This window comes from Aquirufa antheringensis (assembly GCF_004307425.1).
Classification (GTDB): domain Bacteria; phylum Bacteroidota; class Bacteroidia; order Cytophagales; family Spirosomataceae; genus Aquirufa; species Aquirufa antheringensis.
On the sequence record NZ_SEWZ01000001.1, the window covers coordinates 130,671 to 153,291 of the forward strand.

Consider the following 22,621-nt stretch of genomic DNA (forward strand, 5'->3'; position numbering starts at 1 on the left):
TGGATCGATCTATTCCCTACCTATGGCTTCTAAAGCGTCTGATTCTACTGGATTTTCCCACATTCAAGTGCTGGGTGCACGCGAGCATAATTTAAAGAATATTGACGTTTCCATTCCGCGCAATCAGCTCGTGGTGGTGACGGGTATTTCCGGGTCGGGAAAATCGTCTTTAGCCTTTGATACGATTTATGCAGAGGGCCAAAGACGCTACATGGAATCGTTCTCCGCCTACGCTCGATCTTTCCTAGGAAACATGGAGCGCCCGGACGTAGACAAGATCGAAGGCCTTTCGCCGGTGATCTCTATCGAACAAAAGACGACCTCTAAAAACCCGCGCTCTACGGTAGGAACGACCACAGAAATCTATGATTTCTTGCGTCTGCTGTACGCCCGCGCAGGAGAGGCGTTCTCTTATCTTTCGGGGGAGAAAATGGTCAAGCAGTCCGTGGACCAAATCATCGAGACCTTATTAACCCAATTCAACAAAGGCAAAGTCGTTTTACTCGCGCCCGTAGTCAAAGGCCGGAAAGGACATTACCGCGAATTGTTCGTGCAAATCGCAAAGTGGGGATATACGAAGGTACGTATCGATGGCGAAATCATGGACATCGAGCCGAAGATGCAGGTCGATCGTTTTAAAGTGCACGATATTGAAATAGTGGTGGATCGTTTAGTGGTGGCAGAGGACGAACGATTACGTTTATCCCAAAGCCTACAAACCGCGATGAACCAAGGCAAAGGACAGGTTTACGTCCTAGATGCTAAGAATAAATTACATTACTTCTCCCAGACCTTAATGGATCCGGTGACCGGTTTGTCCTACGATGAACCCGCACCAAACACTTTTTCATTCAACAGTCCTTACGGCGCCTGCCCTTGTTGCAATGGCCTGGGCGTAGTAGAAGAAATTACCGAAGATTCGGTTATCCCAGATCGTTCGTTGAGTATCATCCGTGGTGCCATCGCGCCGATTGGGGAATACCGCGAACTTTGGATATTCAAGCAATTAGAGGTGCTCTTAAAGCCCTTCAAAGTGGGTCTTTCGACTCCCATCGCAAAATTCCCAGCGGAGGCTGTGGAGTTAATGCTATATGGTTCGGATGCGCCGGTTGCGGTGCCGTCTAAGAAATACGAAGGAACAGAATGGAATACGAAATACGATGGTATCGTGAATTTCCTGAAACGCCAGCAAGAGTCAGGTTCTGAAAAGACCCAAGACTGGTTAAAGGATTTTATGATGATCAAAAAATGCCCGGATTGTAATGGGTATCGCTTGAAGAAAGAATCCTTACACTTCCGTATCGCTGATAAACACATCGGGCAATTAGCCCAAATGGATATCAACGAACTCGAGGCTTGGTTCGCTGACGTGGAAACGCGGATGAGCGATCGCCAGCAGCAGATCGGGGTAGAAGTCTTGAAAGAAATTAGAAAACGGGTGGGCTTTTTAACCCAAATCGGCTTGACTTATCTCACGCTCGATCGACCAATGAAAAGTCTTTCTGGTGGTGAGGCGCAGCGGATTCGTTTAGCGACGCAGATAGGGACGCAACTTGTAGGCGTCCTGTACATTATGGATGAGCCGAGTATCGGTTTGCACCAGCGCGATAATGAGAAATTAATACATGCGTTAAAAGATTTAAGGGACTTAGGTAATTCGGTCTTAGTCGTGGAACACGACAAGGACATGATGCTGGAGTCCGATTATATTTTGGATATCGGTCCGGGTGCGGGTCGCCATGGAGGAAATGTGGTGGGTTCCGGTACACCAGCTGAGTTCTTGAAATTGAAGACGCCTACGGCGGCTTATTTGAATGGTGCGCTGGAGATTGCGGTGCCCGCTGTCCGCCGCAAAGGAAATGGTTTGACTATCGAATTGAAAGGGGCGACTGGGAATAATTTGAAGAACGTGTCGGTGAAGTTTCCGTTGGGGACTTTGACGGTCGTGACGGGGGTTTCTGGGTCCGGGAAATCGACTTTGATTCACGATACGTTGGTGTTAAAATTAAAGCAGCATTTCGATCGTACGAAGCGAGATGCGATGCCGTATAAGTCGATTGTTGGTTTGGAAAATATCGATAAAGTAATCGAAGTGGACCAAAGTCCCATCGGCCGCACCCCTCGTTCTAATCCAGCTACTTATACGAATATGTACAGCGATATTCGTACGCTGTATTGTGAATTGCCCGAATCGAAGATTCGAGGATACAAGGCGGGGCGATTCAGTTTCAATGTAAAAGGTGGCCGTTGTGAAGGTTGTGAGGGAGCGGGTCGTAAGAAGATTGAGATGGAGTTCTTGCCGGATGTATTAGTGGAATGCGAGACGTGTAAAGGAAAGCGTTTTAACCGTGAAACCTTAGAGGTTCGCTTTAAGGGAAAATCGATCTCTGACGTGCTCGACATGACGGTGGAGCAGGCTTTGGAATTCTTTGAGAATCAACCGCGTATTTTCCGTCGGGTACAGACCTTGGCTGAGGTAGGTTTAGGTTATATCACCTTAGGGCAACACGCAACCACCCTTTCAGGCGGCGAGGCGCAACGTGTAAAGCTGGCAGAAGAACTTTCTAAAAAGGATACAGGTAAGACGCTCTATGTCTTAGATGAGCCTACGACTGGTTTGCATTTTCAGGATGTACGTCTTCTTTTAGATGTGTTGCAGAAACTTGTGGACAAGGGAAATACGGTCTTAATCATCGAACACAACATGGACGTCATCAAGGTGGCTGATTACCTCATCGACATGGGTCCAGAGGGTGGAAATGCCGGAGGCCAATTGCTAGCCAGTGGAACGCCGGAGCAGATTGCGAAAGAGAAAAATAGTCACACAGGACGCTTTTTGAAAAAGGAATTATCGTAGATTTTTTTTACATTTGTGTACTTTCTACATCAACGATGACCTATTTGCCTCAGATACTATTTATCGCCCTTCTAGGGGGTATGTCTTACCTGATTTTTCAGCGATTTTCGCTTATCATACAGACGATTCGCCTAGCTCGTCCCGTGGAATTATCGGATCATCCGTCTGAACGTTTTAAACGAATGGCTTTATTAGCCTTCGGTCAAAAGAAGATGTTTTCCAAGCCTGTTGTCGGCTTTTTTCACTTCCTGATTTACATCGGATTTGTACTCATTAATATCGAAGTGCTTGAAATTATCTTAGATGGTATTTTAGGGACACATCGCCTTTTTGCTCCTTTTTTAGGCTCTTTCTATGCCGGATTGATGAACTTTTTTGAGATTTTAGCTGGGGGCGTTTTCTTGGCCTGTGTGTTCTTTTTTCTCCGTCGTGGGGTATTTCGCACCAGTCGTTTACAAGCCGCTAATCACAAAGAATTAACTGGCTTTCCTGTCAAGGATGCCTATCAAATTTTACTCATCGAAGTTATTCTAATGCTGGCCTTGTGGACGATGAACGGAGCGGATGCGGTGCTGCAAACGCGAGGGGTGGAACATTACCAGCCAGTAGGTTCTTTTGTGATTTCTGGTCAGTTAATCAGTATTTTTTTACAGCTTTCGACTTCCGCTTTAATTTTGCTTGAGCGCGCCGCCTGGTGGTTTCACATCTGCGGAATTTTAGCTTTTGCCTTGTACGTGACTTATTCAAAGCACTTGCATATCTTTTTTGCCTTCCCGTCCGCTTATTTCTCTAGTCTAGAATCGTCTGCGAAGATGTCCGCGATGCCAGCGGTAACACACGAGGTGAAGTTGATGTTAGGTCAGCCGGTGGAGGAGCAGCCGGTAACGAATGCGAAGTTTGGTGCCAAAGACGTGATGGATTTAACCTGGAAGAATGCTTTAGATGCATATTCTTGTACGGAATGTGGTCGTTGCACGGAGCAATGTCCGGCGAATCAAACCGGTCGCGCCTTGTCACCACGTAAAATTATGATGGATACCCGGGATCGATTAGAGGAAGTGGGTGGTATTTTAAAAGCGAATAAAGGGGCTTTTGTGGAGGATGGAAAATCATTATTCGATCGAATCTCTGCTGAAGAGTTACGCGCCTGCACGTCTTGTCAGGCCTGTGTAGAGGCCTGCCCGATGGAGCTTTCTCCTTTGAATATTATCTTAGAAATGCGTCGCTTCCAGATCATGGAGCTTTCGGATGCACCGGGGGCATGGAATGCCATGTTTGCGAATGTGGAGACGAACCAAAGTCCGTGGAAATTTAACCCTGCCGATCGTTTGAATTGGGCAAAAGAATAAGCTATGAAGAAAATACTTGGAGTCATTGTTCTACTGATCGCCGTCTATTTTTTAGGGCCTAAACCAGCGGCGCCTGTACTTACGCCTAGTGCGAGTTGGACGGATATTCCGGATTCTGTTAGTCAAATCGATGCTTACATTGCAGCTAAAGAATCGAAGACGGTGTTGAAGCCGGGGAATGAGGCGCGTGTTATTTGGGCAGATTCAGCGCAGCCTAAAAAGACCAAAATTGTCTTTATGTACGTGCACGGATTTTCTGCTTCACCTATGGAAGGTGATCCTTTGCACCGGGAGGTGGCGAAGAAATTTGGCGCGAACTTATTGCTAGCCCGTGTGGCGGGTCATGGGGTGCCAGATTCGGATTCCACTTATGCTACCGTGACAGCGGATGAATATTACCAAAGTGTCGAAAACTACTATGCAATCGCGAAGAAATTGGGTGATGAGGTAGTGGTTTTGGGAACGTCTTTTGGGGGAGCGATGTCGCTCGTTTTAGCGGCTAACCATCCGGAAATTAAGGCTTTAATGCTCTACGGACCTTGCATCGCGATCAAAGATCCCAATGCGACCTTATTGGATAATCCGTGGGGATTGCAAATGGCCCACCTGATAACGGGAAGTGATTACCGGGATATTCCAGTGATGGCGCCAGGACACGCGGAAAATTGGAGTTTGCATTATAGACTAGAGGGCGTGGTGGCAGTGCAGAACTTATTGACGCATGCGATGACAAAAGAAGTCTTTGAAAAGGTGAAAATCCCCGTATTTATGGGTTATTATTATAAAGATGAGGAACACCAGGACAACGTGGTTTCGGTGGATGCGATGAAGGAAATGTATGCCGCTTTAGGCACACCTGCTGCGTTGAAAAGGGAAGAGGCTTTTCCTAATTCGGGCAATCACGTGATTACGTCTAACCTACTCGGTAAATTAACGGATAAACCAATTGCATCGTCGGAGGATTTCTTGCGCGATGTGGTTAAACTAAACTAAGATGGGACCAACTTTAATTTTATACGCGGTACCCTTTTTCCTATTCACGGTTCTTTTAGAGTCGTATATCGTCTATAAGATGCACCGAGATTACGTGGAGGCAAAGGATTCGATGACGTCGATAGGCTTAGGTTTAGGGAATTTAGGGATTGGATTTGTGACGAAGGCGATTACGTTCGGTGCATCATTTTATGTATACAATAACTGGAAATTGTTTGATTTAGGCCAAACCTGGCCCATTTGGGTATTGGCCTTCTTCGGTGAAGACTTGACCTATTATTGGGTTCACCGCATCTCACATGAGATTCGTTTTTACTGGGCTTCCCACATGGTGCACCATTCGTCACCTCATTATAATTTAGCGGCGGCCTTGCGTCAAACCTGGACGGGGAATCTATCAGGTGGTTTTGTCTTTTGGCTTTGGTTGCCTTTGATTGGGGTGCATCCGTTTATTGTGATGTTCTTCCAGCAAACGAGTTTACTGTACCAATACTGGATTCACACGGAATTGATTAACAAGATGCCGCGCTGGTTTGAATATATTTTGAATACACCCTCGCACCACCGCGTGCACCACGGGACGGATTTGGATTATTTAGACACGAATTATGCGGGGGTGTTGATTATTTGGGATCGGATGTTTGGGTCCTTCGTGAGTGAAAATCAACGTCCACATTATGGCTTAACGAAGCAGATTGAGAGCTATAATCCGGCTAAAATTGCCTTCTATGAATGGGTTCAAATCGCCAAAGACGTGGCTAGCGCAAAAAGTATGAAAGCGGTATTTGGGTATATTTTTGGGCCTCCGGGCTGGAGTGACGATGGAAGTCGATTAACGGTGACGCAAATGCGCGAGCAACAAAAGAAATAATGGAGACGATTAAAACGATGGCTGAATTCGCCGCAGCGGGGGAGCAGCCGGAATTTCTTTTTTGGGTAGGATGTGCGGGTTCTTTTGATGACCGCCACAAGAAAGTGACCCGGGCCTTTGCGGAGATTTTGCAAAAGGTAGGGATCAGCTTTGCTGTCCTAGGCACGGAAGAATCGTGCACCGGAGATCCAGCACGCCGTGCGGGGAATGAGTTTTTATTCCAAATGCAGGCGATGTCTAACATCGAGGTTTTAAACCTCTATGCGGTAAAGAAAATAGTGACGGCTTGCCCGCATTGTTTTAATACTTTAAAAAATGAATACCCTACGTTGGGCGGGAATTATGAGGTGATTCACCATAGCCAGCTTTTGGCAGAATTAATCTCCTCAGGCAAGATTAAAGCCTCTGATGGCTCCTCTCTGGAACAAGTGGCCTACCACGATTCTTGCTATTTAGGCAGAGGAAATGGGGTCTATGAAGCACCGCGCGAGATCATTGCCGGATTGAAAAAGGAACTAATTGAGTTAAAAAGTTGTAGAACAAAAGGCCTCTGCTGTGGAGCAGGCGGCGCACAAGTATTCAAAGAACCGGAAGCGGGCGGCGAAGACGTGCAGGTGAAAAGAGTCCAAGAAATGGTCGATTCTGGAGTCAGTAAAGTGGCCTTAGCATGCCCCTTCTGCATGGTCATGGTCCAAGACGGCCTGAATAAAGTAGGCAAAGAAAAGCACATCCAAGTAGTAGATTTAGCTGAGTTAGTGCAGCAATCCATGTAATATATGTATTTACCCATCGAACAAATGCCTGATCATTCCCGCGTCTGGGTCTATCAAGCGAACCGACCTTTTACGGCACCCGAAAAGCAAGCCATTCAGGACTATTTAGCACCAGCCATAACCCAATGGGCGGCACACGGAGCAGGTTTAAACGCGTCTTTTGAGATTCGCTTTCAACAAGTGATCGTCATCGCGGTGGACGAAACCGTGAATGCAGCCTCCGGCTGTTCGATCGATGCGTCCACGCGCTGGTTTAAGGAGATGGGTGCAAACTTAGGAATTGACTTCTTCGATCGCAGTACGGCGGTAGTGGTGGGAGAAGAACTTACCTTGATCCCTCTGGCTGCTTTGAAAAACAATCCTTTGCTTTCGCCATCTACTCCAATTATTCCATTGCAAACGGAATCATTGGGCGCTTACCGAGCGGGCTGGTTACAAGCCGCAAATACCACTTGGTTACAACGTTATTTCGCATAAGATGGCAGAGGATCTAGTAAAAATCGAGGGAACCCGCGCAGAAAAATACGCGTCCTTATATCCCCAAATTCAATCTCTCTTAGCCGGAGAAACCGACAAATACGCGAACCTAGCGAATATCGCGGCGGCGGTGCACGAGGTATTCGGCTTTTTCTGGGTAGGTTTCTACCTCACAAAGGAGAATCAATTAGTCTTAGGGCCATTCCAGGGTCCTGTAGCTTGCACCCGAATTCCATTCCATAAGGGAGTTTGCGGGCATGCTTATACAACGAAAGAAACGGTTTTAGTGCCGGATGTAGAAGCATTCCCAGGTCACATTGCCTGCGCTTCGGCTTCGAAGTCAGAGATTGTTTTACCTGCGATCGTGAATGGAGAAGTCGTGCTGGTTTTTGATCTGGATTCAGACCAATTAGCAGATTTTTCTGAGGTGGATCAGCAAGGGCTAGAAAAAATAATTCGATTAATCGAGGAGTCTTGGACTTCTTGGGTCTAAGCTAATCGCGCAATCACCGTTTCGCCGCCTACTGGTTTGTCGTCGATGTTTACACAGATTTCTGCGTCTAAAGGCAGATAGATATCGATTCGGCTACCGAATTTGATAAAGCCAAATTCTGTTCCTTGAACAACCGCATCCCCTTCTTTCGCATACCAGCAAATACGCTTTGCAAGAGCTCCTGCAATTTGACGAAAAAGGACCTCTGTCCCATTTTCGTGCTTTACTACGTAGGTAGTGCGCTCGTTTTCGGTACTTGATTTAGGGTGCCAAGCGACTAAAAATTTGCCTGGATGGTATTTAAAATAAGAAACGATACCAGAGATTGGATTGAAATTCACGTGTACATTAAGGGGAGACATGAAGATCGAAACCTGGCGGCGTGGACCTTTAAAATATTCTGTCTCGACCGTTTCCTCGATCACTACTACCTTTCCATCTGCCGGAGCGATGATATTTTTAGGGTCCAGCACGGTCTGGCGCTTAGGAACACGGAAAAATTGTAGGATGATTAAGTAAAATAAGGAGGTGATCACCACGATGGCCTCTCTTACATAGACATTTTCTGGAAAGAAGTACGCAACCAGGCCATTAATACCTAATACGATGAGTAATGATGTCAATAATAAGGTTCGTCCTTCTCTATGTAATGTCATACGTGGAATGCTAAATAAACTTGTTAATTTGCAAAATTAGTTATTTTTGGGGACGCAACCACAATAACATGCTAAAAAAAGCGAGTCTGTTTCTTCTATTCCTCCTCTTAATAGGCTCTTCAGCGAGCGCACAGTTTATTAAATGGCAGGAGGAGAATTCCTCGAGTTTTTTAAGACTGAATTTAAATTCCCACGAAATTTCGCGTTTTAACCCTAAAACAGGTTGGATGCGCCTAGACACTCTTCATACGGAGGATGTCGATTTTAAAGATTTAATGCCCACATCTGAAGGGGTTGTTGAATTCAGAATTAACAAAACATCCACCTTCTATTTGACCATTCATTGTACGGGACAGGTCTATCTATTAGATAAGTCAAATTGGTCACTTAAGCGCTTAGATAAAACCTTTTACCGGGGGGCAAATTGCAAAAATAGCGTGTTCATGCGAGGGGATGAGTTGTTTTCTTTTGGCGGCTATGGGTTTTGGCATTCATCAAATATTTTAACCAAATATGATTTTATAGGGAAGGAATGGCTCTCCATCGCGGCGGATGGCGATATTCCAGCGTCTATTTTCGATGGCATAGTAGGTTATGCCCCTAAAAAAGACCGCTTCTATGTGTTAAGCACGGTGGAAATGAATGATACGGAGAAGAAAACGGCTTTCAATCGAGATTATGGGATGTATGAATATGATTTCTTTAATCAAAAGTTTTCGCGCATCGGGGAAGTTAAATTAAAAGAAGTGCGTGATTTTTTGAATACGAAATTGATTAAGCATTATCTCTTCACTGGGCGCTATTTTATAATTCCGGATAAGCCTAACCAAGAGTACCCTTACGATACGATGCTAATCATTGATGTGGAAGATGATTTTAAAGTTTATCAATGGACAAACCCGCACCGTATTTTCCTAAATACCCATGGTGGAGAAGAAGTAGAAACGTACATGCGGGTGAAAGGGGATAGTCTGCTTTGGTCTAGCCAAATCGAACGAACAGTGAACCGCGAATTGGCTTATTCTCATTTGCTCATCAGTCAAGTGCTGCGAGAGTCAGCTTATATTGGTACATTGGACGAAAGTCCTTGGTATGAGAAGTTTTCTGTTGTGTTAATTTCGCTTGTCTTTTTGGCTGTCCTAATCCTAGGAATCAGATTGTTCCGTCATCTTCAGCAATCTAAATTGAAGAAATCCATTCGCTTCATGTTAGGAGCAAATGAACGGTTATTTTTAGATTTTCTAGTTTTGAATTACGACCAGGGCTTTGTGAATGGTCATCAGATTATCGCCTTCTTTGGCAAACATAAAAGCTCTCCAGAATCTCAAAGGCAGTTTAGAGCCAAGTTAATCGAGAATTTTACCAAGACACTGGGTTTGATTTTTACGGATCAAGACATACTAGACGTACAATTAGACGAGCGTGACCAGCGGATGTTTACGTACCGTTTGCAACCAGAAATTTATAAAAAGCTGAAATCGCTTTAGTCTTTGAAAATAACGATGGGATCGGTTTCAATCGTATTACTTTGATTAAACGCATTATCCCGGATGAAAATCTTAAACTTTAGGGTGTCGTTCTTCGCTGTGAATTGCGGGCTGTATCCTTTGTAGAAGGCGTACACAAATTGGGTAGAATAATCGATGCTACCTTCGATGGGGCCTGCTTTTTGATTTGGTTTGAAGTTAAAATTCATCAAACCGCCTAAAGCTGGGGTGAACGTGATGGGAATAAAGACACCATTCTTTTGCAACATGACAGCCACCTCGAAATTGCGAAAATCCTTATACTTAGGGTCCGATTTTAATTGAGCTTCCGTAAGCCCTAAATCGCCTTCCGCATCTTGGAAGTTAATGCTCATAATAACCGAATCGATTTTCGTCGTGCCGCCAAAACCATCATTACTCGATTTTGTGATCTTTTGAATCGACTTAAATGAAATCGCAGGTGTAGAGCTAAAGCTAGGTTCTTGTACACAAGCACCCAGACTCAATAAGATAATCGCTACAACTCCAATTAATTTTCGCATTGATTCATTGAAATTTTCAACAGTAAAGTTAATGATTTGCGTTAATTTTGCGCTACATCAGGTAAAATCAAATGGATCAAGCGATCGCACAGGAAAGGGAGAGTTTAAAAAGCCGGGTCTTGCACATGCAGGTAGCTGATTTTGACGCGCTTTCTTTAGATGTCTTTCGTTTTCAGTATGCCTATAATCCACTCTACCAGCAGTATGTGCAGCTATCCGGTGTGTCGCCAGAAAAGGTGGAGCATTGGACGCAGATCCCTTTTTTGCCGATTGAATTATTCAAAAATCACCAAGTGTTAACCGGTTCTGAGCCCGTTTTATTCTCTTTTGAAAGTTCCGGAACGACTGGTCAGATTCCCTCCAAACACCCCGTTTGTGATCCCGGATTCTACCAAGAAATTTCGAAAATCGCCTTTGAGCGGGAATATGGATCACTCAGCGATTACCATATTTTCGCTTTATTACCTTCCTACTTAGAGCGCTCGACTTCTTCGCTGGTCTTCATGATGGATCATTTTATCAAAGCGTCGGGGTCAGACTTGTCTGGCTTTTATTTGAATCAGTATCAGGAGCTGGTGCAAGCTTTGCGGAAAGCCTTGGCGACAGATAAGAAAGTTTGGCTGATGGGCGTGACCTTTGGTTTGTTGGATTTAGTGGATTCGGGTATTGATTTGTCTTTCTTAAATGAGCACAAAGAGCGCTTGATTGTGATGGAGACGGGTGGGATGAAAGGTCGCCGCGAGGAGTGGATTCGCGATAAGGTACATGCTTATTTACAAGAGAAGATGGGGCTAGATTCTATCGCCTCGGAATATGGGATGACGGAGTTGTTTTCGCAGGGATATGCAAAATTTCAGGGAATATTTACGCCGGCTTACACGATGCGCGTTTGTTTGCGGGAGGTGGGCGATCCGTTTGCCTTAGTGACTCAGCCGCATAAAACGGGAGGGATTAAAGTCGCGGATTTGGGAAACATCGATTCCTGTTCCTTTATTGAAACAAAGGATTTAGGTTCCTTAGAAGACGATGGGATCCGATTTAAAGTACTTGGCCGTTTCGATAATTCCGAAATGCGCGGTTGCAGCCTGATGGTCTCAGGGATGGGGAACTAGCCACGATGAGCCGTCCTCGTAGAATTCATTTTTCCAAATTGGCACTTCTTGTTTCAAGGTATCAATCAACCATTCGCAGGCTTTGAAAGCTTCTGCTCGGTGTACGGAAGTCACTCCAATCAACACGGCAATATCTCCTATTTCTAAAGGACCCGTTCTGTGGACCAAAGCGATGCGCTCGATGGGCCATTTTTCAGCCGCTTGATCGCATAATAATTCGATTTGCTTCAAAGCCATGGGAGGGTATGCTTCCATCGTCAAAGCTTTGACCTCTTTTCCTTGGTTCTTATTTCTAATGGTTCCTATAAACAGACAAATGCCACCTGCCACCGGATCCTGCAAGAATTGGTAGTAGGGGTCGATCGAAATCGCTTCCGCGCTTAAGTCGATTTTGTGAATCATTTTCTGCTGTAGGTCAAATAGCTGTACTGGTAGGTATTTTTCTCATCGGTCACCCCGCGTTCTTTTTCCGTCACCGTCCATTGGTCTGCGGAAATTTCAGGGAAAAAGGCATCCCCCTCGAAAATGTCATGTAGTTGAGTGACTAAAATTTGATCCGCCACCGCTAAAGAAAGCGCATAAATTTCAGCACCACCCACGATGAAAATGTCTTCGCGGCTTAATGATTTTGCCTTTAAGATGGCCTCTTCGATGGAAGTCGTGCAGATGACGCCTTCGATTTGTAGGCCAGGCGTGCGTGAAATAACAATCGTGGTACGATTAGGAAGTGGCTTTCCAATGGAATCGTAGGTTTTGCGCCCCATGATGATCACATGACCCGTGGTTAAGGCCTTGAATCTTTTCAGATCCGCCGGCAAATGCCAAATCAGTTCATTGTTTTTTCCAATGACCCGGTTTTCATCAAAAGCAACGAGTATTTTTATCACGATTTCTACAATTTGTTGTCAAAAATAAGGGAAATTTTGGGTTCTGCCGAACCTTAACGAAAGTCTATTTTTTATTTTGCAAATCGACCTTAAAACGCTAACTTTGCACAATTTTGGAGCTTACCCAAGCAAGCCAAAAAACACATATCCTTTCAGAATTTAATTTATACCCCTGTGCCAAAAGATTCCTCGATTAAATCCGTCCTAATTATTGGTTCTGGTCCTATTGTGATCGGTCAAGCTTGTGAATTTGATTACTCTGGTTCCCAAGCCGCTCGTTCCCTGAGGGAAGAAGGCATCGAGGTGATCTTGATTAACTCGAATCCGGCGACCATTATGACGGATCCAATGAACGCGGATCACGTGTATTTGAAGCCTTTAGAGAAAGCGTCGATCATTCACATCTTAGAGAATCATAAAGTGGATGCCGTTTTGCCTACGATGGGAGGTCAAACAGCCTTGAACTTAGCGATCGACTGTGATGCGGCGGGGATTTGGGCCAAATACGGTGTGCGCATCATCGGGGTCGATATCAAAGCCATCGAAACGACGGAAGATCGCGAGAAATTTCGTTTGAAGATGTTAGAAATCGGGGTGGGCGTTTGTAAAGGACGTACGGCTCGTTCCTTTCTGGAAGGAAAAGAGATTGCACAAGAAACGGGATTCCCGTTAGTGATTCGCCCTTCGTTTACCTTAGGTGGAACGGGTGGAGGTTTCGTGCATGATCCTAAAGATTTTGATGCTGCCTTGAACAAAGGTTTGCATGCATCCCCTACACATGAGGTGTTAGTGGAGCAATCCATCATGGGTTGGCAAGAATACGAATTAGAACTTTTACGCGATAATTTAGGCAACGTGATCATCATCTGTTCGATCGAAAACTTCGATCCAATGGGTATTCACACGGGCGATTCGATCACGGTAGCGCCAGCAATGACGCTTCCAGATACGATCTACCAACGCATGCGTGACATGGCCATCAACATGATGAACGCCATCGGTCAGTTTGCGGGTGGTTGTAACGTACAGTTCTCGTTGAATCCGGAAACAGATGAAATTATCGCGATCGAGATTAACCCACGGGTGTCTCGCTCTTCGGCTTTGGCCTCTAAAGCAACCGGATATCCGATTGCGAAGATCGCTGCGAAAATGGCGATCGGTTATAATTTAGATGAATTAACGAATGCGATTACGGGGACGACGTCTGCTTATTTCGAGCCGGCTTTAGACTACGTGATTGTGAAAGTGCCGCGTTGGAATTTTGACAAATTCAAAGGGGCAGATCGTACCCTTGGATTGCAAATGAAATCCGTAGGAGAAACGATGGGTATCGGTCGTAATTTCCAAGAAGCCCTACAAAAAGCGTGTCAATCTCTTGAGATTAAGCGTAATGGAATGGGTGCAGATGGAAAAGAATTACGCGATCAAGATGCGATTTTGTACTCTTTGGCGAATCCATCTTGGAACCGTTTATTCCATATTTATGATGCCTTCAAAATGGGCATTTCGTTCAAAACGATTCAGCAATTAACGAAGATCAACAAATGGTTCTTGAACCAAATCGAGGATCTAGTGCGCGTGGAAAAAGAGATGGAGAAATACTCGATTCACACTATCCCGACGATTTTATTAGAAGAAGCGAAGCACAAAGGTTTCGCAGATCGCCAAATCGCCCACACCTTGCGTTGCCTAGAATCAGAGGTATACGACAAGCGTAATGCAGTAGGCATCAAGCGTATTTACAAATGTGTAGATACCTGTGCGGCAGAATTTGAAGCGAAGACTCCCTATTACTACTCGACATTCGGTCAAGAAGGAGCATCGGCGGTGTTAGATAACGAATCAGTTTCATCGACAAAGAAAAAAGTAGTCGTTTTAGGTTCAGGTCCTAACCGTATCGGTCAAGGGATTGAGTTTGACTACTCGTGTGTGCACGGCGTATTAGCCGCAAAAGAAGCGGGTTACGAGACGATTATGATCAACTCGAATCCAGAAACAGTTTCGACAGACTTTGACATAGCAGATAAATTATACTTCGAACCGGTATTCTGGGAACACGTATACGATATCATTCAACACGAAAAGCCAGAAGGCGTTATCGTTCAATTAGGAGGCCAAACAGCCTTGAAATTAGCCGAAAAGCTTTCTAAATATGGTATCAAAATCCTAGGAACGTCGTTCGAGGCCTTGGATTTAGCGGAAGATCGCGGTGCGTTCTCGAGTCTGTTGAAAGACTTGGATATTCCATACCCTAAATTCGGAGTATGTGAAGATGCGGATAATGCAGTGGTTTTAGGTCGCGAATTAGGTTACCCCTTATTAGTTCGTCCATCGTATGTATTAGGTGGTCAGTCGATGAAAATCGTGATCAACGAGCAAGAATTAGAGCAACACGTAGTGGATATCTTGCGCGATATCCCAGGAAATAAAATTTTATTAGATCACTTCTTAGAGAACGCGATCGAGGCGGAGGCAGATGCGATCTGCGATGGCGAAGACGTGTACATCATCGGAATGATGGAGCACATTGAGCCAGCGGGTATTCACTCAGGTGACTCTCACTCGGTCTTGCCTCCATTCGATTTATCGGAAAATGTAATGAAGCAAATCGAAGATCACACGCGTAAAATTGCGGTGGCTTTGAAGACCAAAGGTCTATTAAACATCCAGTTCGCCGTGAAAGACGAAGTGGTATACATTATTGAAGCGAACCCACGTGCTTCTCGTACCGTTCCATTCATTTGCAAAGCTTACCAAGAGCCTTATGTGAATTACGCGACGAAGGTAATGTTAGGTGACAAGAAGGTGAAAGATTTCAATTTCAAACCGGTCAAGAAAGGATACGCAATCAAGATTCCTGTCTTTTCTTTCAGTAAATTTCCGAACGTAAATATGGAATTAGGACCCGAAATGAAGTCGACGGGTGAAGCGATCTATTTCATTGATGATTTGAAGGATGATTTCTTCCGTAAAGTGTATGGTGAACGAAATTTATATCTAAGTAGATAAGATGTTAAAACTTATTGCGCTCGGTTTAGTTTTATACTATGTGGTGATTCCCTTACTTCGTTTTTTGATGAAGGGTTATGTCATTACGCAGGTGCATAAAAAGATGTCTGAGCAAGATATTCGTTCGAAGCAAGCTGCTTCGAAATCTCGCAAAGAGGGCACAATTGATGTGGATTATGTACCACCTAAAACGAAAGCTAAAACGGATGATGTGGGGGGCGATTATGTTCCCTACGAAGAAATTAAAGAGTAAGTAATGATCAGAGGAATACTTGTTTATTTCTTGTTAGTATGTTGTCTTTTAACGAAGGATGGACTTTCGTTAGCGCTAGATACATGGGTCGAAAAGAGTAGCCTCTCTCTAGAGATGTCATTCGAAGATTCTTTGGAAGAAGATGGATCGGATGATTTTTTTGCGAGTGAAGATTTTGGTCCAAAACTAGACCTAAATCAAAACGATAGTTATACTGATAAATCAATTAGTGATCAGTATAGTCAGTCCGCCTTACAAGTGCTTTTAGAGCAAGTGATTCCCCCTCCCCGCATCGCGTAATACGCGTGCCTTATTGAAACAAAATCATAAAATCTTCTTGTAACGTATGCTTTGCCGCATACAAAAATCGATATGAAAATATACGCCTTAGCGTCTATGTTCGTCTGTGTCGTTTTTATAGGAATGGCTCAGGGTAAGCACTATAAAAATCAGATAAACAGGACATTGAAAGATAATGTACAGATGGAGAAAAAGGTGGAAGTAAAAGAACAGAAACCTCGTAATCAAACCCCTAAGTACCAAGTAAATACGCCTAATATTGATTGGGTGGATACCTTTAAAACGAAACCGTCTTCCTACAAGCAACATGGAGGAAGACCAAACTAAGTAGTTATGACAAGATACCTTTTGGGATTATTGCTTTTAGCAGCCTGCACGGCTAAAAAAGACGAGACAGTGGAAATACAAACGTTAGAAGTGTCTTCTCCCATCTCATTAGATACCACGATTCGCCAGGAATTTGTGGCGGACATTCATGCGGTCCAAAACGTAGAAATACGAGCCCGCGTCAAGGGGTATTTAGACCGCATATTAGTGGATGAGGGGAAGCAGGTTAAAAAAGGTCAGATCATGTTCACGATTAATAGCCAGGAATACGTGGCTGACTTAGCTCGGGCGAAAGCGGTTTTGAGCCAAGCTTCGGCAGAGTTAAAAGCAGAAGAATTGACACTAGTCAACACGCGCTTACTAGTCGATAAAAATGTGATCTCGAAAAACCAATTAGCTATTTCACTGGCGAAAGTGGATGGTCTTAAAGCGAAACGAGAGGAGGCTTTAGCCCATGTGAGTGCAGCAGAATTAAAAGTAGAACACTCGAATATTCGAGCGCCTTTTGATGGAATCGTGGATCGATTGCCCTTCAAGCGGGGTAGCTTAGTAGATGAAGGCACCTTGTTAACGACGCTTTCCGATAATCAAAACGTATACGCTTATTTCAATGTTTCGGAACAGGAATACTTGGCGTTTAGTGAGCAAGGCGGGGTAAATAAAGCGGCGAGCGTGGACCTGGTATTAGCGAATGGTGAGCACTATCCGCAAAAGGGCATAGTGGAAACAATCGAAGGAGAATTCGATAAGAATACGGGAAATATCGCATTTCGTGCCCGTTTTACTAATCCGACTAAACTCCTACGCCATGGGGCTTCAGGAAAAGTGCAATTACCTAAGAAGGTCGCTGGCTATTGGGCCATTCCCCAAAAATCAGTTTTCGAAATTCAGGAGAAGAGTTATGTTTTCGTGAAAGATGCAGCAGGAATAGTCAAGATGAAAAGTATCGTTCCAGACTTACGCATTCCGCATTTCTACTTAGTTAAAACGGGATTTTCAGCAAAGGATACGGTATTGATTGAGGGAATTCAATTGGTGAAGCAGGGGCAAAAAATCAAGTCAACTTTCAAGCCAATGCGCCAATTATTAACGGATTATAAAGCACTGTAACATGGTACAACAATTCATCACTAGACCGGTATTGTCGATCGTCGTATCGATTTTTATCGTGATTTTAGGGGTTATTGCCATGAAGCAATTGCCCATTACTCAGTTCCCAGATATTGTTCCTCCGGCGGTAACCGTAACGACAAAGTACACCGGTGCTAATGCGGAAGTATGTGCAAAGGCCGTGGTGACGCCCCTCGAGCGCGCCATCAACGGTGTAGCCGGTATGACCTACATGACGTCCGTTTCAGGTAACGATGGAACCAGTATTATTCAGGTCTATTTCGAAGTAGGAACTGATCCCGATGTGGCAGCGGTAAACGTTCAAACGCGGGTTCAGACCGTATTAGATGAATTACCCGAAGAGGTCATTAAAGCGGGGGTAATTACGGAGAAAGAGGTAAATAGTATGTTGCTGTATGTGAATTTGTTGAGCGAGGATTCGGATATCGACGAGAAGTTTATTTACAATTTCGCGGATATCAATGTGCTTCCCGAGTTAAAACGAATTGATGGGGTAGGTTTCGCAGATATTATGGGCCAAAGAGAGTACGCCATGCGTATTTGGTTACATCCAGATCGCTTGTTCGCCTATAAATTATCAGCTGAAGATGTGATTCAGGCTTTGCGTAATCAAAACGTGGAAGCGGCCCCGGGAAAAATAGGAGAGAGTTCCGGAAAGCACCCGCAGGCATTGCAGTATGTCATGCGTTACACGGGGAAGTTTACGCAGGTAGCAGAATATGAGAATTTAGTGATTAAAGCGACGGAGACGGGACAGATTTTGCGCTTGAAAGATGTGGCAGAAGTCGAGTTTGGATCCTTGGATTACGATGTACTTTCGAAAGAAAATGGTCGACCTTCTGCGGCGATCTTATTGAAGCAACGTCCCGGTTCGAATGCAGCAGAAGTAATCGAGAATGTGAAGAATCGCTTAGCCGAATTGAAGACGACGACCTTCCCCCCAGGAATGGGCTTTACAATCTCCTATGACGTATCTCGTTTCTTGGATGCTTCGATTCACGAGGTGATCAAGACCTTGCTTGAGGCCTTTTTATTAGTCGCTCTCGTCGTGTTTATTTTCTTGCAAGATTGGCGGGCGACTTTAGTCCCGATTATTGCAGTGCCTGTTTCTTTAGTAGGAACGTTCACGTTCATGTTAGCTTTCGGGTTCTCCATTAACTTGTTGACCCTGTTCTCTTTAGTTTTAGCCATCGGTATTGTGGTGGATAATGCCATTGTCGTGGTGGAAGCGGTCCATGCCAAAATGGAGGAAAAAGACATGCCCGTTCTCGCCGCCACGCAAGAGGCAATGCAGGAGATTTCAGGCGCAATTTTAGCGATAACGCTCGTGATGGGTGCGGTGTTTGTGCCGGTGGCCTTTCTTTCTGGTCCGATTGGTGTTTTCTTCCGGCAGTTTTCAGTCACGATGGCGATATCGATTGCCTTATCGGGCTTAACGGCCTTGACTTTGACTCCCGCACTTTGTGTGTTATTGTTGAAAAAGCCAGAGCACAATCAAAATAACGTGCTTGGAAAATTCTTCCATGCCTTTAATCAGCGTTACGATCAAATCGCTCAAAAATACCTCGTATGGGTAGGGGCTTTGATCAGCAAGCGATTGCTGATGTGGCTGATTTTACTCGGTTCTGTTGTAGGAACGGTGATTTTGTCTGGGATTGTACCTAGTGGATTTATTCCTTCAGAAGACCAAGGAACGCTTTATGTGAATGCAACAACTCCAGCAGGGGCTACTTTAGAGCGGACGGAAGGGGTGATGGATCAGGTATTTAAATCCATTAAAGGGGTGGATGCCATTGAGTCCTTTTCCACCTTAGCAGGGTTTAGTTTATTGACGGATGGTTCTGGAGCCTCCTATGGCACGGGTATTATTACCTTGAAACCTTGGGAGGAGCGAAAGGAGACGATTGATGAATTAACGGAGATTATTCGGTCGAAAACCAGTGGAATTAAGGATGCGAGTATTCAGTTTTTCCCTCCGCCGGCCGTTCCTGGTTTTGGAAATGCCTCTGGTTTTGAATTTAGAATTCAGGATCGAAGTGGTTCTGGAGATCTTCAAAAGTTGGCTACGGTTTCGAATGATTTTGCCAAAAAACTCAACGAGACCCCAGCGATTCAAAATACCTTCTCCAGTTTCGATCCTAGTTTTCCGCAGTATATGTTAGAAGTGGATCAAGAGGCTGCTGCCCAAAAAGGGGTGAATGTCCTCCCTGCCATGGATAACTTGCAAACGCTGCTAGGTAGTTTTTATGCGACGAACTTTATTCGCTTTGGCCAAATGTACAAAGTGATGGTCCAAGTGGATCCGCGTTACCGCGCGCATCCAGATGATGTGCTGAAGTTTTATGCGAAAAACAAATCTGGAGAAATGGTTCCTTATTCCTCTTTCGTCAAGATGAAGCGGGTGTATGGACCGGAGCAATTTACGCGCTATAACATGTTTACTTCAGCGATGGTCAATGGCGAACCTGCCCCTGGATTTTCTTCTGGAGCCGTGTTAGACATCATTCGGGCGGAGGCCTTAAAGAGTTTGCCTCGAGGTTTTACGCTCGAATGGTCTGGGATGACACGGGAAGAGGATTTAGCTGGAAACCAGGCCATTTTCATCTTTGCCATCTGCTTGCTTTTTGTCTATTTATTGCTGGCAGCACAATACGAATCCTTTCTGTTGCCCTTCCCCGTTTTGCTTTTCCTTCCCATGGGGGCGATGGGAACCTATGCGTTCTTGTATGTATTTGGCCTACAAAATAACATTTACGCGCAAGTGGCGCTGGTCATGCTCATCGGTTTATTAGGAAAGAACGCGATCTTGATTGTGGAGTTTGCGATTGCGAAACAAAAGGAAGGGGCTTCCATTATTGAGGCAGCAAAAGAGGGTGCTTTCTCTCGTTTGCGTCCCATTTTGATGACCTCTTTTGCCTTTGTGGCTGGATTAATTCCGTTGATGATTGCCTCCGGTGCGGGAGCCATTGGAAACCGGACGATTGGTACGGCGTCTGCTGGGGGTATGATTTTAGGAACAGTAGGAGGTTTGTTGGTTATTCCGGGGTTATATGTGGTGTTCGCATCACTCTCGGCTAAATGGTCTAAAAATGAAAAATAGCATATTCGTCATTGGTTTTTGGCTGGCGCTAGCCTCCTGCACAAATGGGCTGATGAGAGAGCAGCGTAAGATAAGCGCTGAATTAGATACGTATCGGTCTGAAAAGGAGCAATCCTCCGTGTCAGGTGTTCAGGAATGTTGGAAGCGAGACTCGCTCTTAGTTCAACTAATTGATTCGGTTTTAGTCCGAAGTAATGACATCAAGCAGGGCTTTTTGCAGGTAGCCATGGCGAAGTCAGAATTTGGTTACCAAAGAGGACTGCGTAAACCAACCGTCAGCGGGCTAGTTCAGCCCAGTTTGAGACGTTTTGGAAAATACACCATGGATGGAGTGGGAAATTACGATACGCAATTCTCTACGAATATTACCCGGGATCAGATTATTCCGGAGCATTTGCCAGACCTGCAAATAGGGGTGCAGACGGCATGGGAATTAGATATTTGGGGTAAGTTAGCCAAACGAAAAAAGGCCAGCGCCCTCCGGTATTTAGCTACCGAGTCTGGTCAGCAATGGCTCATAACGTCGCTGGTCGCAGAAGTGGCGGGCGCTTATGGGCAGTTAATTGCGCTTGATAAGGAACTCGATATTTTGAAAACCAATATTGAAATTCAACGCAAAGCCTTCGAACTTGTCCAAGTACAGAAAGAAGCCGGCGCGGTGAATGAGTCCGCGGTGCAACAATTAGAGGCTCAGTTGTTAAATTCCCGTGCACAAGAAGGAGGTGTTTTGCAGCAAATGACGAGTTTAGAGAATGAGATTCGCTTGTTATTAAATAAACCGAACGCGCCCATATTTCGGTCGAAATTCCCTTTTCAATGTGCATTGGACAGTAGCTTGTTTGCGCGAGTGAAGATTGATCAATTAGAGCGCAGACCAGACATTAAACAAGCAAAGTTAAATCTGATGGCTGCGTTGGAGACGAAAGAAAGTGCCTCTTTGGCACTAAAACCGTCCATTGTTCTGTCAGGGATTCTAGGCGTTCAGGGATTTCAGCCTGCCTATCTGTTTCAATTGCCGGCCTCTATGGCGTATCAGTTGTTAGGAGGAATTACGATGCCTTGGTTAAATCGTTCGGCGATTACGGCGGAGATGTTGCGATCTGAATCCCAATGGAAATGGCAAGATATTGCGTATCAAAATGCGCTGGTGAAAGGCTATTTAGAGTGGGATACGCAGGTAAAATCTTTGGCCTATTTACAAAAACAACAGCAGCTAAAACAACGAGAGGTGCTCTTAACGAAAGGGGCTATCAATACGGTGGGAACGCTCTTTTTGACCGCGAATGCAAGCTATTTAGAAGTGCTAACAGCACAACAAAACGCCTTGCGATCCGAGTTAGAGCTCTTAGAAATTTCGAGAAATCAATGGATGCGCGCGATTAATTTATACCGCGTGTTAGGAGGTGGCTGGTAAAACAAGCGATTCGATCACCTTAGGGAAATCCCGGTGCTCTAATACCTGGCCTTTTTTAGCGACATCTTCTGGAGTATCACTCGGTAAAACCGGGAATGAACTCTGGAAGATAGTTGCTCCCTCATCATAATGCTCATTCACGTAATGAATCGTAATCCCTGATTCTTTTTCGCCAGCAGCCACCACCGCTTCGTGTACAAAATGGCCATACATGCCTTTTCCGCCAAATTTAGGCAGTAAAGCTGGGTGAATATTCACAATACGTTGAGGGAAAGCTTTCACAAAATCAGCCGGGATTAACCATAAAAAACCCGCCAAAATAATCCAATCTGTCCTGAGCGATTGAACTTCTTTTAACACCGTTCCGTTCTTGTAGGATTCTCTGTCAAACACGCGACACGGTATGCCTAATCGCTCAGCTCGCTGAATAATCCCCGCTGACGGGTTATTGCAGTAAATATGAGTGATGCGAACCTGATCGGATCCTTTGAAATGTTCGATGATTTTTTCGGCATTAGAACCCGAACCAGACGCAAATAAGACGAGATTTTTCAAAGGTTATCGATTGTTTAGGACAAATTTACATTCTT

The 22,621-nt window shown here is 44.8% G+C and carries 21 protein-coding genes; 16 read left to right on the plus strand and 5 right to left on the minus strand.

All coding sequences use genetic code 11. The annotated features are described in order from the left end of the window. Window positions 1-22 precede the first annotated feature (22 nt). From uvrA to EWU21_RS00680, 7 genes are all read left to right on the plus strand, one after another. Window positions 23-2,857, plus strand: coding sequence for an excinuclease ABC subunit UvrA (gene uvrA, locus EWU21_RS00650; protein ID WP_130894861.1), 2,835 nt, complete (start codon window positions 23-25; stop codon window positions 2,855-2,857). Between the two features lie 80 nt (window positions 2,858-2,937). Then, window positions 2,938-4,206, plus strand: coding sequence for a (Fe-S)-binding protein (locus EWU21_RS00655; RefSeq protein WP_317127209.1), 1,269 nt, complete (start codon window positions 2,938-2,940; stop codon window positions 4,204-4,206). A gap of 3 nt (window positions 4,207-4,209) precedes the next feature. Continuing rightward, complete coding sequence (locus tag EWU21_RS00660) at window positions 4,210-5,199, plus strand: alpha/beta hydrolase (RefSeq protein ID WP_130894863.1); 990 nt, start codon at window positions 4,210-4,212, stop codon at window positions 5,197-5,199. Window position 5,200: 1 nt separating this feature from the next. After that, on the plus strand, window positions 5,201-6,070 hold the full coding sequence (locus tag EWU21_RS00665) for a sterol desaturase family protein (protein ID WP_130894864.1): 870 nt from the start codon (window positions 5,201-5,203) through the stop codon (window positions 6,068-6,070). Further along, a complete protein-coding gene (locus tag EWU21_RS00670) occupies window positions 6,070-6,843 on the plus strand; it encodes a (Fe-S)-binding protein (protein ID WP_130894865.1) in 774 nt (257 codons plus the stop codon). The genes EWU21_RS00665 and EWU21_RS00670 overlap by 1 nt, the downstream gene beginning before the upstream one ends. A gap of 3 nt (window positions 6,844-6,846) precedes the next feature. Beyond that, on the plus strand, window positions 6,847-7,320 hold the full coding sequence (locus EWU21_RS00675; protein WP_130894866.1) for a hypothetical protein: 474 nt from the start codon (window positions 6,847-6,849) through the stop codon (window positions 7,318-7,320). Between the two features lies 1 nt (window position 7,321). Continuing rightward, window positions 7,322-7,813, plus strand: coding sequence for a GAF domain-containing protein (locus EWU21_RS00680; RefSeq protein WP_130894867.1), 492 nt, complete (start codon window positions 7,322-7,324; stop codon window positions 7,811-7,813). Here EWU21_RS00680 and EWU21_RS00685 read toward each other — a convergent pair. Continuing rightward, window positions 7,810-8,469 (minus strand): phosphatidylserine decarboxylase family protein, encoded by a 660-nt coding sequence (locus EWU21_RS00685; RefSeq protein ID WP_130894868.1) that lies wholly within the window; start codon window positions 8,467-8,469, stop codon window positions 7,810-7,812. The two genes, EWU21_RS00680 and EWU21_RS00685, sit on opposite strands and share 4 nt — an antisense overlap. A gap of 227 nt (window positions 8,470-8,696) precedes the next feature. On the opposite strand from EWU21_RS00685, the gene EWU21_RS00690 reads away from it, so the two are divergent. Beyond that, entirely contained in the window at window positions 8,697-9,956 is a 1,260-nt protein-coding gene (locus tag EWU21_RS00690) for a hypothetical protein (RefSeq protein ID WP_161566453.1), read from the plus strand. Here the strand turns inward: EWU21_RS00690 and EWU21_RS00695 are convergent. Beyond that, window positions 9,953-10,498 carry a hypothetical protein gene (locus EWU21_RS00695; RefSeq protein WP_130894870.1) on the minus strand — a complete coding sequence of 182 codons (546 nt, stop codon included), beginning with the start codon at window positions 10,496-10,498 and terminating at the stop codon, window positions 9,953-9,955. The two genes, EWU21_RS00690 and EWU21_RS00695, sit on opposite strands and share 4 nt — an antisense overlap. Before the next feature lie 71 nt (window positions 10,499-10,569). Between EWU21_RS00695 and EWU21_RS00700 the strand changes: the two genes are divergently transcribed. Then, complete coding sequence (locus EWU21_RS00700; protein WP_130894871.1) at window positions 10,570-11,610, plus strand: long-chain-fatty-acid--protein ligase; 1,041 nt, start codon at window positions 10,570-10,572, stop codon at window positions 11,608-11,610. Here EWU21_RS00700 and EWU21_RS00705 read toward each other — a convergent pair. Together EWU21_RS00705 and EWU21_RS00710 are read right to left on the minus strand one after the other, a co-directional pair. Next, window positions 11,593-12,012: a molybdenum cofactor biosynthesis protein MoaE gene (locus EWU21_RS00705; RefSeq protein WP_201738080.1), complete on the minus strand. Its 420-nt coding sequence runs from the start codon at window positions 12,010-12,012 to the stop codon at window positions 11,593-11,595. The genes EWU21_RS00700 and EWU21_RS00705 overlap by 18 nt on opposite strands. Next, complete coding sequence (locus tag EWU21_RS00710) at window positions 12,009-12,497, minus strand: dihydrofolate reductase (RefSeq protein WP_130894872.1); 489 nt, start codon at window positions 12,495-12,497, stop codon at window positions 12,009-12,011. The genes EWU21_RS00705 and EWU21_RS00710 overlap by 4 nt, the downstream gene beginning before the upstream one ends. A gap of 174 nt (window positions 12,498-12,671) precedes the next feature. Between EWU21_RS00710 and carB the strand changes: the two genes are divergently transcribed. The 7 genes from carB (at window position 12,672) to EWU21_RS00745 (ending at window position 22,031) form a co-directional block, all read left to right on the plus strand. Then, window positions 12,672-15,506 carry a carbamoyl-phosphate synthase large subunit gene (gene carB / locus EWU21_RS00715; RefSeq protein WP_130894873.1) on the plus strand — a complete coding sequence of 945 codons (2,835 nt, stop codon included), beginning with the start codon at window positions 12,672-12,674 and terminating at the stop codon, window positions 15,504-15,506. Window position 15,507: 1 nt separating this feature from the next. Then, window positions 15,508-15,759 (plus strand): hypothetical protein, encoded by a 252-nt coding sequence (locus tag EWU21_RS00720; RefSeq protein ID WP_130894874.1) that lies wholly within the window; start codon window positions 15,508-15,510, stop codon window positions 15,757-15,759. Window positions 15,760-15,762: 3 nt separating this feature from the next. Then, entirely contained in the window at window positions 15,763-16,059 is a 297-nt protein-coding gene (locus tag EWU21_RS00725; RefSeq protein ID WP_130894875.1) for a hypothetical protein, read from the plus strand. 72 nt (window positions 16,060-16,131) lie between these two features. Beyond that, window positions 16,132-16,386, plus strand: coding sequence for a hypothetical protein (locus tag EWU21_RS00730; RefSeq protein ID WP_130894876.1), 255 nt, complete (start codon window positions 16,132-16,134; stop codon window positions 16,384-16,386). 6 nt (window positions 16,387-16,392) lie between these two features. Beyond that, a complete protein-coding gene (locus EWU21_RS00735) occupies window positions 16,393-17,496 on the plus strand; it encodes an efflux RND transporter periplasmic adaptor subunit (RefSeq protein ID WP_130894877.1) in 1,104 nt (367 codons plus the stop codon). 1 nt (window position 17,497) lies between these two features. After that, window positions 17,498-20,617, plus strand: coding sequence for an efflux RND transporter permease subunit (locus EWU21_RS00740; RefSeq protein ID WP_130894878.1), 3,120 nt, complete (start codon window positions 17,498-17,500; stop codon window positions 20,615-20,617). Further along, a complete protein-coding gene (locus EWU21_RS00745) occupies window positions 20,607-22,031 on the plus strand; it encodes a TolC family protein (protein ID WP_161566454.1) in 1,425 nt (474 codons plus the stop codon). Before EWU21_RS00740 ends, EWU21_RS00745 begins: the two co-directional genes overlap by 11 nt. On the opposite strand, the gene purN is transcribed toward EWU21_RS00745, so the two are convergent. Next, window positions 22,014-22,586, minus strand: a complete 573-nt coding sequence (gene purN / locus EWU21_RS00750) for a phosphoribosylglycinamide formyltransferase (RefSeq protein WP_130894880.1) — start codon at window positions 22,584-22,586, stop codon at window positions 22,014-22,016. The two genes, EWU21_RS00745 and purN, sit on opposite strands and share 18 nt — an antisense overlap. Window positions 22,587-22,621 lie beyond the last annotated feature (35 nt).

Bases quoted from the DNA above. Each gene is read 5' to 3' on its own strand.
- uvrA (WP_130894861.1), top strand. From the start codon at position 23: ATGGCTTCTAAAGCGTCTGATTCTACTGGATTTTCCCACATTCAAGTG.
- EWU21_RS00655 (WP_317127209.1), top strand. From the start codon at position 2,938: ATGTCTTACCTGATTTTTCAGCGATTTTCGCTTATCATACAGACGATT.
- EWU21_RS00660 (WP_130894863.1), top strand. From the start codon at position 4,210: ATGAAGAAAATACTTGGAGTCATTGTTCTACTGATCGCCGTCTATTTT.
- EWU21_RS00665 (WP_130894864.1), top strand. From the start codon at position 5,201: ATGGGACCAACTTTAATTTTATACGCGGTACCCTTTTTCCTATTCACG.
- EWU21_RS00670 (WP_130894865.1), top strand. From the start codon at position 6,070: ATGGAGACGATTAAAACGATGGCTGAATTCGCCGCAGCGGGGGAGCAG.
- EWU21_RS00675 (WP_130894866.1), top strand. From the start codon at position 6,847: ATGTATTTACCCATCGAACAAATGCCTGATCATTCCCGCGTCTGGGTC.
- EWU21_RS00680 (WP_130894867.1), top strand. From the start codon at position 7,322: ATGGCAGAGGATCTAGTAAAAATCGAGGGAACCCGCGCAGAAAAATAC.
- EWU21_RS00685 (WP_130894868.1), bottom strand. From the start codon at position 8,469: ATGACATTACATAGAGAAGGACGAACCTTATTATTGACATCATTACTC.
- EWU21_RS00690 (WP_161566453.1), top strand. From the start codon at position 8,697: ATGCGCCTAGACACTCTTCATACGGAGGATGTCGATTTTAAAGATTTA.
- EWU21_RS00695 (WP_130894870.1), bottom strand. From the start codon at position 10,498: ATGCGAAAATTAATTGGAGTTGTAGCGATTATCTTATTGAGTCTGGGT.
- EWU21_RS00700 (WP_130894871.1), top strand. From the start codon at position 10,570: ATGGATCAAGCGATCGCACAGGAAAGGGAGAGTTTAAAAAGCCGGGTC.
- EWU21_RS00705 (WP_201738080.1), bottom strand. From the start codon at position 12,012: ATGATTCACAAAATCGACTTAAGCGCGGAAGCGATTTCGATCGACCCC.
- EWU21_RS00720 (WP_130894874.1), top strand. From the start codon at position 15,508: ATGTTAAAACTTATTGCGCTCGGTTTAGTTTTATACTATGTGGTGATT.
- EWU21_RS00725 (WP_130894875.1), top strand. From the start codon at position 15,763: ATGATCAGAGGAATACTTGTTTATTTCTTGTTAGTATGTTGTCTTTTA.
- EWU21_RS00730 (WP_130894876.1), top strand. From the start codon at position 16,132: ATGAAAATATACGCCTTAGCGTCTATGTTCGTCTGTGTCGTTTTTATA.
- EWU21_RS00735 (WP_130894877.1), top strand. From the start codon at position 16,393: ATGACAAGATACCTTTTGGGATTATTGCTTTTAGCAGCCTGCACGGCT.
- EWU21_RS00740 (WP_130894878.1), top strand. From the start codon at position 17,498: ATGGTACAACAATTCATCACTAGACCGGTATTGTCGATCGTCGTATCG.
- EWU21_RS00745 (WP_161566454.1), top strand. From the start codon at position 20,607: ATGAAAAATAGCATATTCGTCATTGGTTTTTGGCTGGCGCTAGCCTCC.